We start from the raw sequence: 15,963 nt of genomic DNA on the forward strand, positions 1-15,963 counted from the left end.
TAGTAAGGACTTTAGTCCTCCGGTTCGTAGTAAGGACTTTAGTCCTCCGGTTCGTAGTAAGGACTTTAGTCCTCCGGAAGGACTAAAGTCCGAACGATCAAACTTTTTATACCTGTATTGACTATAAAAAACTGAAGTCCTGACTACAAAATTATTAAAATTATCCTGCATCAGAAAGGACTGAAGTCTGATACTGTAACCTTTTAAATCCCTTGCCGATGCCTCAAATCCCACTAGAAATCTAAGGAAACATTCCCTTAAAGAACCAGCCAACAAACATACCTATAAAAAAAGCTCCTATTTGACCAGTCGAAACAAAATTGTGCCAAGCTTTCTGGAAATTCGTAAAAATTTCGTAGCTTTGACCCAAAATCACCGTCGAACTCAAATGAGATTTCACAACTAACAAATGAACGGCGTCATGCCAAGGAATCGAGCTAGTAAATCCAGCAATAATTTCCGGCATTAAATTAACTATCATGGTGATTTTCTCCTGTGGTCGGTGTTACCCTAAGTACAACCAGTGTCATGTCATCTTCATTGCGGTTGCCGATGCCGATAAACTGGTGAACGCGATCGAACAAATAATCCAAAATTTCCTCAGACTGCTGATAATTTTGACAAGCCCACTGAAAAGCCGCGGTCAAGTTATCCTCATCAAAGCGATCGCCCCTTTGATTAGCAGCATCAGTAAATCCGTCGGTGTAATAAATAATAGTATCACCAGGCTGCAATTGCACTTGAGCTTCTTGGTAGCGCGAATCAGCATCCAGGCCAATCAACATACCCTCCAAAGTATCGAGCCGCACGATCGAATTAGTTGCAGCTTGCCACAGCAAAGGCGGGTGGTGAGCAGCATTGCTGTAAGACAAAACGCGAGTTTTCGGGTCATACTCCGAATAAAACAGAGTCACAAAACGGTGGGAATTTTCCAAATCCGCGTGCATTACCCGGTTTAAATGTTGCAAAATTCTCGCAGGCGAGTGGCGGTTCAAAACCTCCGCCCGCAGCATACCCCGCGTCATCGTCATCAACAGGCCAGCCGGCACTCCTTTGCCCATCACGTCGCCGATTACGATGCTCCAGCGGCCCTTGTCGATTTTGGACTTGAGATTTTTAATCAGGGATGGGGGGTGTTCCCCCTCATTGTCCTTGCCGATCGGGTCATAGTCAGCGGGAATAAAATCATAATAATCACCGCCGACCCTGCTAGCAGTTTGGCAGCGGGCGGCCACGTCAAGACCGGGAATTTTGGGACAACTGCGGGGTTGCAGGCGCAATTGAATTTCCGCCCCAATTTCTAACTCTCTGTCCAAGCGTTCTTTTTCCGCCAACTTAACAGTAAGTTCATCTTTGCAAATTGCCACGGCGGTTTGATCCGCCACCAACCGAACTAATTTCTGTCTGCCGGGAGTCCATAGATATTGCGGGTCACTGCTAAAAACAAACAGCCGTCCGCGTTCCAAATTTTTGACTAAAATTGGCGCCCCAAACAAATGAACATCCGGGCCCAAATAACGGCTTACTTGCAGGTCTAGACTAGAAGTTTGCCCAGAGGTTTCCGAAAAAGATTCACCAGCCGCGCCCGCACCTGCCGTAGCTTGCCTGGTGGCTATTTCCAGCGCTTTTCGGATATCTTGGCACTGCCGTCCTTCCTGACAGTGCAACTGCTGGAACCTGACTTGACCGTTGGGTTTGAACAGCACTAAAGCTCCCCCGTCGGCCTCGGTAACGCGAGTCGCCACCAAAGGCACCAACTCCAAAAATTGGTTGAGATTATTAAAACTGCGCAGGGCAAATCCCAGCGAGCCCAACATATCTTGAACGTTGTGCTGGTATCGGTGCAAGCGCGCCACCAGTTCTTTGAGGGCAAATACTGGCGTCGCGTCGGTGGAATTGCGACCCGGAGGGCGGTCAGCAGGTTGAGGTGAGGGGCGAGGCAAAGGCACAGCAGTCATTTTAGATTTGTGATTTTCGATCTTAAAAGGAGGAGGAATGATTGAAGACTTACGCGCCACTTGAACAGAAACCCGGGTTTTTTTCGAGCAAGTAGGTTGGGCAGTAGGGCATTGGTATAAATTTCAGCCTGAAATCCTTAACAAATCTCGTTTATAGCTCGGTCTCGATCCCCCTAAATCCCCCTTAAGAAGGGGGACTTTGACGACGATTTTTCCCTTTAATAAGGGGACTTTGACGATTTTCCGCTTTAATAAGGCGGGCTTTGACGCTCTTGTCCCCCCCTTCTTAAGGGGGGTTAGGGGGGATCGGGAAGACTGTGCAATCAGATAGCAGACTGAGACTATATTTGAGCTTAATTTGACCAGCTTTGGCTCGCACGTGGGGCCCAACCCGTGCAAGAACTGGGCAAAGGTATTGTTTCTAGATGTTTAGTTTTCACTCACCCGGTGGCGATCGGCGCAAGTCCTGCGATGGTAGTTTGAGGTTAAGGATTTAAGATTTTGAAGCTCTGTATCCGCTTCCAAAAATCGGGACGGCTATAGATACCTCATCAATACTAAAATCTAAAATCTAAAATCCAGTAGGGCTTCCACAAATTCGTAACTAGAAAACGGGCGCAAATCTTCGATGCTTTCCCCAACTCCAATAAACCGGATCGGCAGGCCTAGCTGTTGCACTACTGCTAGGGCAACACCACCTTTAGCAGAACCGTCGAGTTTTGTCAATACTACTCCGCTTAATTTTGCAGATTCTGCGAACACTTCTGCCTGTCGCAAACCATTTTGACCCAGTGTGGCATCCAAGACCAGTAGAGATTCTACGGTAGCGCCGGGGGCTTTTTTATCTACTATGCGACGGATTTTACTTAGTTCGTCCATCAGATTTTTCTTGTTTTGCAGGCGGCCTGCGGTGTCTACGATCAGCAATTCTGTGCCTCGGGCGGTGGCGGCGGCGATCGCATCAAACACGACAGCAGCCGGATCGGTATTTTTCCCTGGATTGGCAATAATTTCGACGCCGCTGCGGGAGCCCCAAACTTTCACTTGTTCGACGGCGGCGGCGCGGAAAGTGTCGGCGGCGGCTATCAGGGTTTTGTAGCCTGATTTTTGGGCGATGTGGGCGAGTTTGCCGATCGTCGTAGTTTTGCCCGCACCGTTGACTCCGACAATTAACCAGATGTTGAAAGTGTCTTTTTCCGGGGCAAAAGTCAGGCTGTAGGCGGGATTGCCGGCCGCGGTTTCGGCTGTCGGAGCGTCGAGAATGTCGCGCAGGATGCTTTTGAGGAAAGCTAGAGCCTGTTCTGGCGGCAAGACTTCTTGTTTGAGTCTTTCTTGAAGGCGGTTGATAATGATGTCGGTGGCTGCGACTCCGACATCGGCTTGTAAGAGCAATGTCTCGATTTCGGCTACCGCGTCTTGATTGAGCGGGCCTTGACCGACGATCGCCTTGAGTCGGTTAATTAAGCTGCGGCGCGTTCTTTCTAAGCCTTGGCGCAGTTTTTGCAGCCAAGTAATTTCCTCGACGGAGACTTGATCTGGCCGGCGGCCTTGACTGGCGAGGATTTCTGATGACCACAGGAAGCCTTCGTCAAAGGCGAAGCCGGGGATTTCTTGGATAATTGCGGCTCTTTCGGCGGCGGCTGCGATGACTTCTGGTTCCTCAAGGGCGGTTTCCTTGAGGCGTTCGATGCGTTCCATGCGATCGGCCTGAGCTCTGGCCCAAAACGGCAGGGCTTCGGCTGCGGAGTCTTCAGGTGCGATCGAGATCTCAGTTGCAGGTTCGGCAATTTCTATATTTTCTGCTGTAACTTCTAATTTTTGAGCAACAGGTTGAGGCGCGATCGCCTCAGTTATTGGTTGCAGAGGTTCTGGAATCACTACAGGGCTAGCTGCATCGATTTCTTGAGCCTCGGTAGATTCAAGCTGTGCTGGTGCTGCAACTTCTGGAACTTCTGCAACAGTTTCTGCAACTTCTGCAACTTCTGCAACTTCTGCAACTTTTGTTTCGGCTGCTGGAACTTCAGCCTCTGCTGTTTCAGGTTTTTGCTGTTTTTGAATATTTTTGTAAGCAGCTTTAGCCCAATTGAGATAATCTTCGGCTACAGCGGGGGAGCTTTCCTCTGCTGCATCCGTTTGAGGCTCAACTGGTGCGGATTTTGCCGACTTATCTGGGGTTTGTTCGGGGGGAGTTTCTGTTTCAGAAGATCCGCTTTCGCTGTACTGGCGACGAAACCAATTAAAAACCATAGAAGTAAATGGGGAATAAAGAAGAGTCATTAGTCATTAGTCATCAGTCCTTAGTGTAGAGCGGATTGCGGATTGCGGATTGTCGATCCCCAATAACCAATGACCAACGACCAATGCCCTGTTTTGCCTGTTTTGCCTGTTTGACCTGTTTAACCTGTTTTGCCTGTTTTGCCAATGCCCCATGCCCACCCTTCGACTTCGCGAGCGGGCAAGATGCCCCATGCCCCATGCCCACTGACTACTGACTCACAACTTCTGCATTGATTTTATCGACGACTCGGCGGAGGACTCCGTTGATAAACCGATGTCCTTCGTCGCCGCTGTAGCGTTTGGCCAGTTGAACGGCTTCGTTGACGCTGACTTGTTCGGGTAAGCCCAGATAAAGGATTTCGGCGATCGCGATTCTCATGATATCTCGATCGATCCTCGGCAGGCGATCGATTTGCCAGTCTACGAGGGCTTCCGAGAGCAATTCGTCAATTTGAACGCGGTTGGCGCTGACTTTCGTCAGGATTTGCAAAGCATAGGTGCGGACATCTTGCTGGTTAGCAAGCTGGAGAAGTTCAGGAAACTCCATCGCTGAACCCAGACGGTTAATCGCCGTTTGGGTGAGTTCGACTGCTTCCCGCACCATTGCTCTAGCACTTTGGATATCGGCGGCGCGGATTTCGCTAGCCAGAAGTTTGTCGCTACTCCGCTGTACTTCGGAGGCTGCTGCTTCTAGGGATTCTTGAACTTCTGTTGTCAGGGTGCGGATGGCGGCGAGGAGAACATCTTGCAGTTTCTTAGCTTCTAAGAGTTCTGGATTCGCCGGCAGTTGGCTGATGCCGAGGAGTGCGAGTTCGCGTGCTGTTTCGCGTGCTTTTTTCATAGTTTTTAGATAGGAATTGGGATTTTAGGAATTTCGTAATTGTTGAGATTGCTATGCCCTGGTTCAGACCATAGACTTGGACTTTAGCAGAAAATTTCGCAAAAAACCCGCCCTCGGTGACGATTGTTTCTGAGCAGGTTTTGGACAAATATTATCTGTTATTAGAAGACTCGGCGGTTGAAACCGCGTCTACATAAACAAAACCCACCTCTGTGGGTTGAAGATTTGGCGGTTGAAACCGCGTCTACATAAACAAAACCCACCTCCGTGGGTTGAAGATTTGGCGGTTGAAACCGCGTCTACATAAACAAAACCCACCTCCGTGGGTTGAAGACTCGGCGGTTGAAATTATGTTTTTCTAGGCGCGGTTTCAACCGCCGTCTGATCTTGGTTTAATCTTCTTCGACTGGTACAGGCTGGTATCTTGATTCGGATACCAAAGGTTCGAGTGTTTTACCAGGGGGCTTTTCGGTGGTGATTGCAACTGAGTTGCTGGGGTTGACGATCCCACCGGAGATGATGACTTTAAAGGCATCTTCGATCGACATTGACAAGTTGACTACATCTGCTTCCGGGACTATAGCGTACCATCCGGTGGTGGGGTTGGGAGTGGTGGGGATGAAAATGCCGATCGGGCTTTCGCCGGAAAGATGAGAGGGAATGTCGTTACTCTCGATCGTACCGGTGACAAATGCCAAAGTCCAGATTCCCCGCCGGGGATACTCTACCAACACCACCCGGCGAAATTTGTCATTAGATTTGAGGATAGTTCCCAGCAGTTGTTTCAGGGTTTTGTAAACCGAGCCCGCTAGGGGAATTGCCTGCAATACACGTTCGCCAAAGTCTAGCAGCCACTTCCCGAAGATGTTGCGGGCCATTAAACCGATGACTAAAATGCTCAGCAGGGGTACAGCCAGCCCTACTAAGAGATTTAGCAGATTCACCAAAATCGGGTGGAGTCCGTCAAAAGGGTTGATCTGCTTGGGAATTTTGGTGAGAAAATTGATCACCCAACTGGCGACGGTAATTGTCAGCCAGATGGTGGTAGCTAAGGGTATCACTACCAGCAGACCTGCGATCAGGTCGTTTTTTAAGTCTTGTTTGATGCGTTGGAGCACGGCGGGTCAAATCTCCTCGTAACTGGTTGCCAAGAACCTGAATAAAGCTGAGACTAAAGCAACTGCACGGGCTTTACTGGAAGTCACTATGGACGATCGTCTTTTATTCTGCCAAACCCTACCCTTGCCGAGCGCGGAAGAGCTAGAAATTGGCGGTGCTGTACCTATATTTTAAAGAATTATTGCAAAGAAAGCGCCTGCTTTTAATGTATGCGGGCTGTGCCACAGCTCACCATATTGTATATTTTAAGACAATTTACCTCCGACTTAACAAATCAGGTAACAGCGTTGAGGCCCAGGGAGTCGGGGCGTTTCCTGTAGAGAGCTTTTGGGCTGCTTCCACAACAGTTGAATTTTTAAGATGCGGCGGACTAGAGCAAGACCCTTGGTGATTGTACCGCGATCGCACCCCACCAAGTGCTTGCTGACAATCCGGCAATTTCGTCGCTGACGGTTAATTTGGATGTTTGACCGACGAAGCCATTGCTTTTACTGGCGCTACAGATGGTATATTAGGATCGCGAATTAAATAATTTACACAAGTTTGTGGGGTGTCGGGCCCTTTCTGCCCTTTCTGGACGATGCTCAAGAGCCCATCCCACAAGAACCATCACGCATTGTAAGTTATTTAATTCTCATTCCTTCGGGCAAGGGTGGGATTTCAAGATTTCTAATTACTCGATCGATCGCCTGGGTTTGAATAACCTGAATATTGATGTCAACTATCAGTAAAACGCGGAATTACGCAGGAGGTATCTCGCGATTTAGTGCCAATTTACAAAACCCTAGACAATTTCTTGGCTAATTATCCAAATGAAACAGATTTCTGGGAAGTTCTGAATCGGAATTTGACGCCAAAGCTGCTGGCCGAAAATCCGGCTTTGGATTCGCTGCAAATTGGGATTGAGGTTGGGCAGGCTAACAGATTGCCTGACGATCGAGCTACTAAGTAGAAGAAAGAAGTCAAGCGTGAAGTCGGAAGAAGGTAAGAAGATATACACAGCAATCTTTTTAGTTATCCGTATTTTACGTTTGATTAAGTTGATTTACTTATTGTGTCGCTCGCTGAGCCTCTAATTGCAACTTTTGTCAACCAAAATTGACAACAAATACATACTTTGCTAAGGTGAGGGTATGACTAAGTACGTTGCCTAGAAACCGGAGTTTTTTACGTCCAAGATTAACACATTTAAATTGTCTGTTGCGATCGAAAACCCGGTTTTTTTTAAAGAAGCCGGGTTTCTGAATTAGAACGAGTTGGCACCAGATCCATCTTGGGATAGATGGCTGTGTTCCCGGCAGTTGCTATAGAAACAGTCTGGGACGCAAATGAAGTCAAAAACCAGGTTTCTGCGTTAAGGTCGATCGCTCGATCGCATTTGAGGCTTCGGCGAGAAACTTTCGGCTCGCGCGAGCCGAAAGCCGCGACGATCCAACCATTTGATCGGAATTAGGAATGACTGATTATGTATGGTCTTGCAGCACGGGCCTACGGTTGCATTCTCCTTTTATACTGGTATCACAACCTATGATTGTGGGTCTTAACCGGGTTTTTGTGCGTTCAGGGCTGACAAAGATATTTTTTTTTGAGCAGAGCTGGCGATGCAGTCGCAAACTGGGCAGACGTTCAAACAGAAAGCTGAGCAATTTTTTATATTTTCTTTAGATCGGCGATGGGAATTGAGTAAATAATGGAGATATTCAAGGGATTTTGATTAAATATTTAAGTAAAACATCTAAAGGAATTTTTGTGAAAACCCTCAATATCCTCTTAGTAGAAGACAGTCCCCTAGATGCCGAACTGATTGAGGCCTATCTCATGGATGGCGGTCTCGACTTTACTCTGCTGTGCGTGGAAACGCGGGAAGACTTTGCCGCCGCGCTAGAAAACAACTGTTATGACATTATTTTGGCAGATTATATGCTGCCTTGTTTTAACGGGATAGCGGCGCTGGAAATAGCTCGCGCTACTTGTCCGGGAGTGCCGTTTATTTTTGTGTCTGCTACTTTGGGCGAGGAAGTGGCGATCGAAACTTTGAAAAGCGGCGCTACAGATTACGTTCTCAAACGCCGTTTGACGCGCTTGGTGCCGTCGATGGAGCGGGCGCTGCGGGAAGTTCAAGAACGGATCGATCGCAAAGTAGCTCAAGCACAGCGGCAGGAGAGCGAAGCGAGATTTCGGATGATGGCAGATACCGCGCCGGTGATGATTTTGATGTCGGACACTGACAAACTTTGCGATTACTTTAACCAAGTTTGGCTGGATTTTACCGGTAGAACTTTGGCGCAAGAAATCGGCACCGGTTGGATGGAAAGCATACACCCCGATGATTTGCAGCAATTTTTGGATGGCTGCGCGGCGGCTTTCGATGCTAGGGTGGAGTATCGGTTTGAATGTCGCATGAGGCGCTCTGACGGTGAATACCGCTGGGTTTTGGGTACGGGTGTACCCCGCTACAGACCCGATCGCACTTTTGCCGGTTACATCGCTTCTTGCATCGATATTAGCGATCGCAAACTGGCAGAACTAGAACGCGCTGCCGCTTTGGAAAACGAACAAGCAGCTCGCCAGCAAGCAGAAGAAACAGCTCAAGCGCTACTATCGGCAAACGCTCGAATTACTAACATTCTCGAAAGCATTACCGACGCTTTTGTCGCGGTAGATTTAAACGGGAACTACACATATATTAACCACAAAGCTCTTGAGCTTTTAGGCAAGTCACAAGTCGAACTGCTCGGTAAAAATATTTGGGAAGTACATCCCTGGGCTAGGGATTTACCGTCTTACAAAATGCTTGCCAAAGCATTAGCAGAAAAGGTAATGGTCGAGTATGAAGAATTTGTGCCGTTATGGGATAAGTGGTTGAAGGTGCGTTTTTATCCTTCCGATTCTGGTGTGTCAGCTTACATCCAAGATGTTAGCGATCGCAAGCAAGCAGAAGCTGCACTCAAAGCTAGTCAAGAAAAGCTGAGAATGTTGGCAGAATCTAACTTGATCGGAATTCTCTTCGGCGATGTTGACGGCGGCATCAGTGAGGCTAATGACGAATTTTTGCGCCTGGTGGGCTACACGCGGGAACAGTTGCAGCGCGGGGAACTCCGCTGGATTGACATTACACCGCCGGAGTACCTACCGCTGGACGAGATCGGCATCGCAGAGGCAAAGGCGGAGGGCGTTTGTACTCCCTACGAAAAGGAATACATTCGACCCGATGGCAGCCGGATTCCGGTGTTGGTGGGGTATATTTTGTTGGGGGAAAAGCGGCAAGAATCTGTGGCTTTTATTCTGGATTTGACGGTTCGCAAGCAGTTGGAAACAGAACTGCACGATCGAGCTGAGGAATTGGCGCGGGCGAACCGGATTAAAGACGAGTTTCTGGGAACTTTGTCCCACGAATTGCGGACGCCGCTGAATGCGATGCTGGGATGGACGCAACTGCTGCGACACCGGAAGTTTGATGAAAAAACGACTGTTAAGGCTCTCTCGACGATCGATCGCAATACGCGATCGCTGGCAACTCTGATCGAGGATTTGTTGGACGTGTCGCAGATTATTACCGGCCAACTTTCCCTGAATTTGCGGTGGGTGGATTTGATTTCGATTGTTGAGGCTGCGATCGATACTTTGAGGCCGGCGATTGGAGCAAAAAATATTGAAATTGTGGCGGATTTCGACCAAACTGCGGGGCGGATTTTTGGCGATTCCGGACGCTTGCAGCAGGTGGCGTGGAATTTGCTGTCGAATGCGATTAAGTTTACTCCTGACGGAGGACTGGTGAGGCTGGGGCTGCGGAAGGTGGAGGGGATGAGTACCCCCGTGCCATCCGCCTGCTCTGAAAATTTGTCGCCGGCTACGGTGGAAATTGAGGTCAGCGACACGGGACAAGGGATTGCGAGAGAGTTTTTGCCACACGTTTTCGAGCGGTTCAGCCAAGCTGACGGCTCTACAACGCGATCGTACGACGGATTGGGTTTGGGTTTGGCTCTAGTGCGCCATTTTGTGGAAATGCACGGGGGGACGGTGCAAGCGGAATCTGCCGGGAAGGGACAAGGAGCGAGTTTTTTCGTGAGATTGCCAATTAAACAGCGAGAGGGAGACTGCGGATTTTCTGTTGGCCCGGCGGCGGATTTTGCGGTTCTAGAAAGTAAGGCGCCAGCCCCTGTAAATGAGTCTTTTGTCAGCAGCAACCTTTCTGGAGTGCGAGTGTTGGTGGTCGATAGCGACGAGGATTCCCTGGATTTTGCGCGTACAGTCCTCGAAGATTGCGGGGCCCTGGTGGAGATGGCTGTCTCGGGAAAGGAAGCCTTGGAAGCGATTCCCCGGCTGAATCTGGATGTGTTGGCGATCGATATCGGGATGCAGTCGGAAAATGGAGAGACTTTGCTGCGGCAAATGCGATCGCGAATGGCGGACAGGGAAATTCCGGCGCTGGCCTTCACGGCTGCCGGTACAGTAGAGGAACGGGTGCGGGCGCTGCGACAGGGTTTTCAACTTCACGTGTCCAAGCCTTTCGATCCTGGTGAGTTGGTGGCGGTGGTGGCAAGTTTGGCGGCGCGCGCGATCGATTTTAGATTGTAGATGGACTCGGCGAGGATGAAAATCTTCACTACAAATCAGTTTTATTGGATTCTAGCGATCGTTTAATCGGGCCGAAAAACGTTTCTTTTAGATACACATTGACCGACTCTATCGGCGGCAGGGTTTTGTCTCTCTATTTCCGCTATCGGCGCAACTTGTTCTTTTTTATGCAAATCCCGCTGATTTCTTACAAAACTTTACACAACTGGCGATCGTCCCTGATTTATATCTAGTCCGGTCAAATAAGCGCGATCGGGTTTGTAGTCAGGACGAAGAGTCCTCATCAAACGAGAGAGGACTCTTCGTCCGAACCATCAAACTAATTTAATTGCGATCGTTACAAACCGGCTTTCTGCCTCAGTCCGGTAACAGTAATCATTAAAATTAATCACTATCGCAGCTCATTTGTCAAGCCCCAAAAGTAATAGATTTAATTTAGGTCAAAGTTTGTAGTTTTTGATACTGAGGTGCAAAAACCAGCTCCTCAAATATCAAGTTCAGCAAATTAGTGCGACCTTGGAAAAATACCGTACCGCAGTCAATGCTTCTGGCACCCTTGTATTTCCCGCCGTGCAAGGATTTTTTTCGCTATTTGATTTTTCCAGCCCCGTCCGGTTCCAACTATCGACTCGATACCAATTGCACCCGGCCGGCATCCATTTCGTCCATCAATAACTCTAAAGCCTCATAATCAATATCCGAGATGTAGCCCAAACGGGTGAGCTCGTTGTTGATTTCGTTTTCAATGTCAGGCGTCAACTGCTTAATGTAGAGGGCTTTTTCTACAAGTTGACGAATAGCATGAGTTGCTTGCATAGTATATCGGAGAACTCCGTACAGTTTAATTTTGATCTTAACAGTCGATCGAGTACGCGATCTAAATCAGAACTAACCAGTGATTTCAATTACATTTCTCAGTTTAACCTAACAGCTAGGGTAAGATCGATCGCAATTTTTACCATTGCCTACACTAAAGCTAGTCGGATCAAGAAAAAATAGTATAGTAGCTTACCTTTACTCCCCAAATCTTGCGGAAAATTTCATAAAAAAGACTAAATAAATAAAGATTCCGTAAACTACTCAAAACTACTGATCGGTTTTCCTCAGAGCGAGTTAGGCTCGTAGGTATCAAGTAGGTTTAGGCTTACATCCGTCCAGTGAAGTAGTGGAAAATACGTAGCAACCATAGGTTTGATATATGCAGACACTTCTTGCCCAGGAACCAATTACAGTGATTCGACCCCTAGACCACCTGAATGCAGCCACAGCCGGAGAATTCGGACAGCAACTAACCACAGCAATTTCAGCCCCCGGAGTAGAAGCGGTACTCGTGGATTTGGGCGCAGTCACATTTATTGACAGTGCGGGTTTGATGTCATTCATTTCCGGCCTCAAGCAGGCGAAAAAAATGGGGCGCAGGTTTAGTATTTGCTCAGTTTCCGCCGGGATTAGGATGGTTCTGGAACTCAGTAAACTCGATCGAGTTTTTGAGATCTTTGAAAATGTCGAGAGCTTTGAAGCTGCAAACTCCAGTATAAAAAATTACTCGTAGAACCTCACTCATCGGTGAAAACCAGCAAAAATACAGCAAATTGAGTTAAATGCCCGAAAAGACAGAGCACTGCCGTTGGCGTGTTGGCAGATTTTAAGGTAGGCTGCTGTCTAGTCGCAAGTATGAGAGCGAGTCGAGCCGTGGCAGTAAAAGTCGAAGAATTACTTACAGCAGAAATCAATCAGCCTGCTCGTTATCTAGGAAACGAGTTGGGGGCCGCGCGCCAGCCTTGGGATGCAGCGTCTGTACGCTGGGTGCTCACTTACCCAGAAGTGTATGAAGTTGGTGCTTCCAATCTGGGGCACATCATCCTTTACAACATTTTGAACGCCTTACCGAGACAGTTGTGCGATCGAGCTTATTTGCCCGCAGCAGACTTAGCAGCAAAACTGCGATCGACCAAAACTCCCCTGTTTGCAGTAGAATCCAGGATCTCGCTCACAGAATTTGATATTCTGGGCTTCAGCCTCAGCTACGAACTCGGAGCAACAAACATTCTGGAAATGCTGGATTTAGCCGGCATTCCCCTAACTTGGCAAGAAAGAGCGACAAATGCCCAAAATGGCGGCGATTTGCCACTAATTTTTGCTGGCGGACAAACCGCAACATCCAATCCCGAACCCTACGCTGACTTTTTTGACTTCATCGCGATGGGAGATGGAGAAGAATTGCTGCCAGAAATTAGCTTGATTTTGGCATTAGGCAAAACTAACAATTTGAGCCGAGAAGCATTGTTGCTGGATTTAGCGCAAATTCCCGGCGTTTACGTGCCGCAATTCTACGATATGTTGGCAGACGGTTCTGTTCATCCCAACCGCCCGCAAGTCCCAGAACGAATTCTGCGCCGCGTGGCGACTCCCATACCAGCTTATTCGATCGGCCTAGTTCCCTACGTCGAGACAGTACACGACAGACTGACAGTGGAAATCCGCCGGGGATGCACCCGCGGCTGTCGCTTCTGTCAACCGGGAATGCTGACTCGCCCCGCCCGCGATGTGGAACCCCAGCAAGTCGTAGAGGCGATCGAACAAGGGATGAAAGCCACCGGGCACAGCGAGTTTTCCCTGCTTTCCCTGAGTTGTTCCGACTATCTGGCGCTCCCGGCTGTCGGGATGGAAATCAAAAACCGCCTCAAAGACAAAAATATCTCTCTGTCTTTACCCAGCCAGCGGGTTGACAGATTTGACGATAATATTGCCGACATTCTCGGCGGTACGCGGCAAAGTGGTTTGACTTTTGCCCCGGAAGCTGGTACGCAGCGGATGCGCGACATCGTTAACAAAGGTTTGACAAACGAAGAATTGCTTCGGGGTGTCAAAACTGCGGTCGATCGCGGTTGGGATAAAATCAAGCTGTATTTTATGATCGGTTTGCCGGGAGAAACAGATTTTGATGTTCTGGGTATCGCCGAAACAGTCCGCTGGTTGCACAGGGAATGCAGGATAGTTGGCCGGCGCGGACTGAATTTTAATTTGACAATTTCTAATTTTACGCCCAAGCCTCACACTCCTTTTCAGTGGCATTCGGTTTCTACTGCTGAGTTTACCCGCAAGCAAAGATTGCTGAAGGATGAATTTCGGGGGATGCGGGGCGTTAAGGTGAATTACACTGATGTGCGGATTTCGGCAATGGAGGATTTTGTCGGTAGGGGCGATCGACGTTTGGGTGCTGTAGTCCGTCGCGCTTGGGAACTTGGCGCTGGTATGGATGCTTGGTGGGAAAGTTTGGATAAGGCTTACAAGGCTTGGACAAGGGCGATCGATGAATCTGGCCTTACCTGGAAATATCGCCAAGTCGAAAGTGGCGAATGGAATCTGTTTGAGAAGGAAGAAGCAAGTTCGGCAACGGATTTTGTAGCGGATGTAACGGATACAAGTCAGAATTCCCAGGAATCAACGAAGATTTCCCCAAATATCCCAATCTCCCCAAATATCCCAATCTCCCAATCTTCTTCGGCGCTTCCCATGTTTCTCGATCGGCCTTTACCTTGGGATCATCTAGACACGGGAATCGATAAAAATTGGCTAAAACTTGATTTGCAAAAGGCTTTGGAAGCTGCGACGGTTCCCGATTGTTCCTTTGAAGGGTGTTCGCGCTGCGGGGTTTGCGGCACTGATTTCGGACACAATGTGGTTGTGGATGCGCTGCCAATTCCTGAGTTTGCTGGGGAGTTTGTGCCGAATACAGAACGGAAACAGCGTTTTCGGGTTTGGTTTGGGAAGGTGGGCGATATGGCTTTGGTTGGTCATTTGGATTTACTCCGATTGTTCGATCGAGTTGTCCGTCGGGCCGATTTACCCATTTCGTTTACCGGCGGCTTCCACCCAAATCCTCGGATTTCTGTGGCAAATGCCCTGCCTCTGGGCGTTACGAGCACTGGGGAAATTGCTGATTTTGAACTCACTGAGTCGATCGAACTTGAGGTTTTTTGGGAAAAATTGGCGGCGACTTTGCCGGCGAATATCCCGATTTACAGGGTTGAGCAGATCGATCTCAAAGCTCCTTCTGCCAATCAGTTGTTAGAAGCTGCGGAGTATGTCATCACTGTCGCAACAACAGGCTTGCTGGCAGAAAATGGCGAATCTGACCGGGAGAATTCTGCTGCTGTCTCCGTCGCGGATAGTGCCAATTGGGAGGCTTGGGTACAGGCGATCGCCGAAACAGAGGCTTTTTGGCGGGTGCACACTACTAAGTCGGGAAAGACTCACGATGTCAATTTGCGCGATCGGCTGCACAAACTAGAGCTTATAGAGCAATCTGAAGCTACAGTCGTGTTGCGCTATACCGGCAGTTGTCGCAGCGACGGTAACTTGCTCAAGCCCGAACATCTTGTTTTCATGCTCGAACAAGTTAGCCAGCAAGAAATTCAGCTTCTGCAAGTTCAGCGCAGTCAGCTAATCTTGGGTTATTGTTAAAATAGGGAAGCCGTGGTGGAATATTTCACCCTCGGCTCTCGATCGGGATGTATCGTTTCACGCTATAATTGCTTGTTATGGAAGCCGCGGCGGCTTGAGCGCTTTAGTCGCTCGTCGCTAAGAGTCAACCAGCAACGCGGGCTGGGTGCAAACTGCTTCTGTTCAAGACTTCAAGCCTTTTTGTACATTCACGGGCTAAATCTAGCGCCAAACCCGCAGGAGCGGAGCACGAACCAAATTGATGGATTAATTTCGCTCGATCGAGTGGTTGTCGATCGTCGGCTTAGTCAAAAATCTCATGGTTCAAGCCGCAGAGCGGGTATTCAACAATAGATGTTTTTGACCTCGATCGAAAACGGAGACAAGCCCCGACTTAATTCGTGGAGATCTCAAAATTTTAGACTAAGGTTCCTGCTCCCTGATTCATCTCTGGAGTCAATCTAAAATCTAAAATCTAAAATCTAAAATCTAAAATCGACTTACCTGGTTTTAGGGTTGGCGGGGCGGAGGTTGCAGTCGAATGCCAAAAGTAGAGTCTGTTGAGTGCGATCGCGCAAGAATTCAACAAAAGTCTAGGCGCTTTCAATCCTACTTAACTTTCGCTCAAAACCAGCCCTCAACCACCACGCAAGCGGAGTTATCAGTTCGTAGTGTAAAGTTGTGTGTTCAGTTGTGTGTTAAGAAATTGGTGAGAGTGTCGCTGAATTTATTCGCTGAGTTCAA

General features: G+C 48.6%; 11 protein-coding genes. 4 read left to right on the forward strand and 7 right to left on the reverse strand.

Annotated features, from left to right (window positions below):
- Window positions 1–241 precede the first annotated feature (241 nt).
- The 6 genes from QUB64_RS24805 to QUB64_RS24830 all read right to left on the reverse strand — a co-directional run bounded on the left by QUB64_RS24805 (window position 242) and on the right by QUB64_RS24830 (window position 6,194).
- On the reverse strand, window positions 242–481 hold the full coding sequence (locus tag QUB64_RS24805; RefSeq protein ID WP_333275965.1) for a hypothetical protein: 240 nt from the start codon (window positions 479–481) through the stop codon (window positions 242–244).
- Window positions 471–1,958: a PP2C family protein-serine/threonine phosphatase gene (locus tag QUB64_RS24810; protein WP_333275967.1), complete on the reverse strand. Its 1,488-nt coding sequence runs from the start codon at window positions 1,956–1,958 to the stop codon at window positions 471–473. Before QUB64_RS24810 ends, QUB64_RS24805 begins: the two co-directional genes overlap by 11 nt.
- 564 nt (window positions 1,959–2,522) lie before the next feature.
- Window positions 2,523–4,205, reverse strand: a complete 1,683-nt coding sequence (gene ftsY, locus QUB64_RS24815; RefSeq protein WP_333276018.1) for a signal recognition particle-docking protein FtsY — start codon at window positions 4,203–4,205, stop codon at window positions 2,523–2,525.
- 43 nt (window positions 4,206–4,248) lie between these two features.
- Complete coding sequence (locus tag QUB64_RS24820) at window positions 4,249–4,434, reverse strand: hypothetical protein (RefSeq protein ID WP_333275969.1); 186 nt, start codon at window positions 4,432–4,434, stop codon at window positions 4,249–4,251.
- Window positions 4,435–4,443: 9 nt separating this feature from the next.
- Window positions 4,444–5,076, reverse strand: coding sequence for a transcription antitermination factor NusB (nusB, locus tag QUB64_RS24825; protein ID WP_333275971.1), 633 nt, complete (start codon window positions 5,074–5,076; stop codon window positions 4,444–4,446).
- A 392-nt stretch (window positions 5,077–5,468) separates the two neighbouring features.
- Window positions 5,469–6,194, reverse strand: a complete 726-nt coding sequence (locus tag QUB64_RS24830) for a DUF502 domain-containing protein (RefSeq protein WP_333275973.1) — start codon at window positions 6,192–6,194, stop codon at window positions 5,469–5,471.
- Between the two features lie 767 nt (window positions 6,195–6,961).
- On the opposite strand from QUB64_RS24830, the gene QUB64_RS24835 reads away from it, so the two are divergent.
- Window positions 6,962–7,147: a hypothetical protein gene (locus tag QUB64_RS24835; RefSeq protein WP_333275975.1), complete on the forward strand. Its 186-nt coding sequence runs from the start codon at window positions 6,962–6,964 to the stop codon at window positions 7,145–7,147.
- A gap of 797 nt (window positions 7,148–7,944) precedes the next feature.
- A complete protein-coding gene (locus QUB64_RS24840) occupies window positions 7,945–10,773 on the forward strand; it encodes a PAS domain S-box protein (RefSeq protein ID WP_333275977.1) in 2,829 nt (942 codons plus the stop codon).
- 621 nt (window positions 10,774–11,394) lie between these two features.
- Here the strand turns inward: QUB64_RS24840 and QUB64_RS24845 are convergent.
- Window positions 11,395–11,589 carry a hypothetical protein gene (locus tag QUB64_RS24845; protein ID WP_293155487.1) on the reverse strand — a complete coding sequence of 65 codons (195 nt, stop codon included), beginning with the start codon at window positions 11,587–11,589 and terminating at the stop codon, window positions 11,395–11,397.
- Window positions 11,590–11,971: 382 nt separating this feature from the next.
- Between QUB64_RS24845 and QUB64_RS24850 the strand changes: the two genes are divergently transcribed.
- A complete protein-coding gene (locus QUB64_RS24850) occupies window positions 11,972–12,325 on the forward strand; it encodes an STAS domain-containing protein (RefSeq protein WP_333275979.1) in 354 nt (117 codons plus the stop codon).
- 140 nt (window positions 12,326–12,465) lie between these two features.
- Window positions 12,466–15,240, forward strand: coding sequence for a TIGR03960 family B12-binding radical SAM protein (locus QUB64_RS24855; RefSeq protein WP_333275981.1), 2,775 nt, complete (start codon window positions 12,466–12,468; stop codon window positions 15,238–15,240).
- Window positions 15,241–15,963 lie beyond the last annotated feature (723 nt).

It is taken from the genome of Microcoleus sp. Aus8_D2 (assembly GCF_036702665.1).
Lineage (GTDB): Bacteria > Cyanobacteriota > Cyanobacteriia > Cyanobacteriales > Microcoleaceae > Microcoleus.

Coding starts and splice junctions, on each gene's coding strand:
- QUB64_RS24820 (WP_333275969.1), bottom strand. CDS start 4,434: ATGGGGCATGGGGCATCTTGCCCGCTCGCGAAGTCGAAGGGTGGGCAT.
- QUB64_RS24805 (WP_333275965.1), bottom strand. CDS start 481: ATGATAGTTAATTTAATGCCGGAAATTATTGCTGGATTTACTAGCTCG.
- QUB64_RS24845 (WP_293155487.1), bottom strand. CDS start 11,589: ATGCAAGCAACTCATGCTATTCGTCAACTTGTAGAAAAAGCCCTCTAC.
- QUB64_RS24810 (WP_333275967.1), bottom strand. CDS start 1,958: ATGACTGCTGTGCCTTTGCCTCGCCCCTCACCTCAACCTGCTGACCGC.
- ftsY (WP_333276018.1), bottom strand. CDS start 4,205: ATGGTTTTTAATTGGTTTCGTCGCCAGTACAGCGAAAGCGGATCTTCT.
- nusB (WP_333275971.1), bottom strand. CDS start 5,076: ATGAAAAAAGCACGCGAAACAGCACGCGAACTCGCACTCCTCGGCATC.
- QUB64_RS24850 (WP_333275979.1), top strand. CDS start 11,972: ATGCAGACACTTCTTGCCCAGGAACCAATTACAGTGATTCGACCCCTA.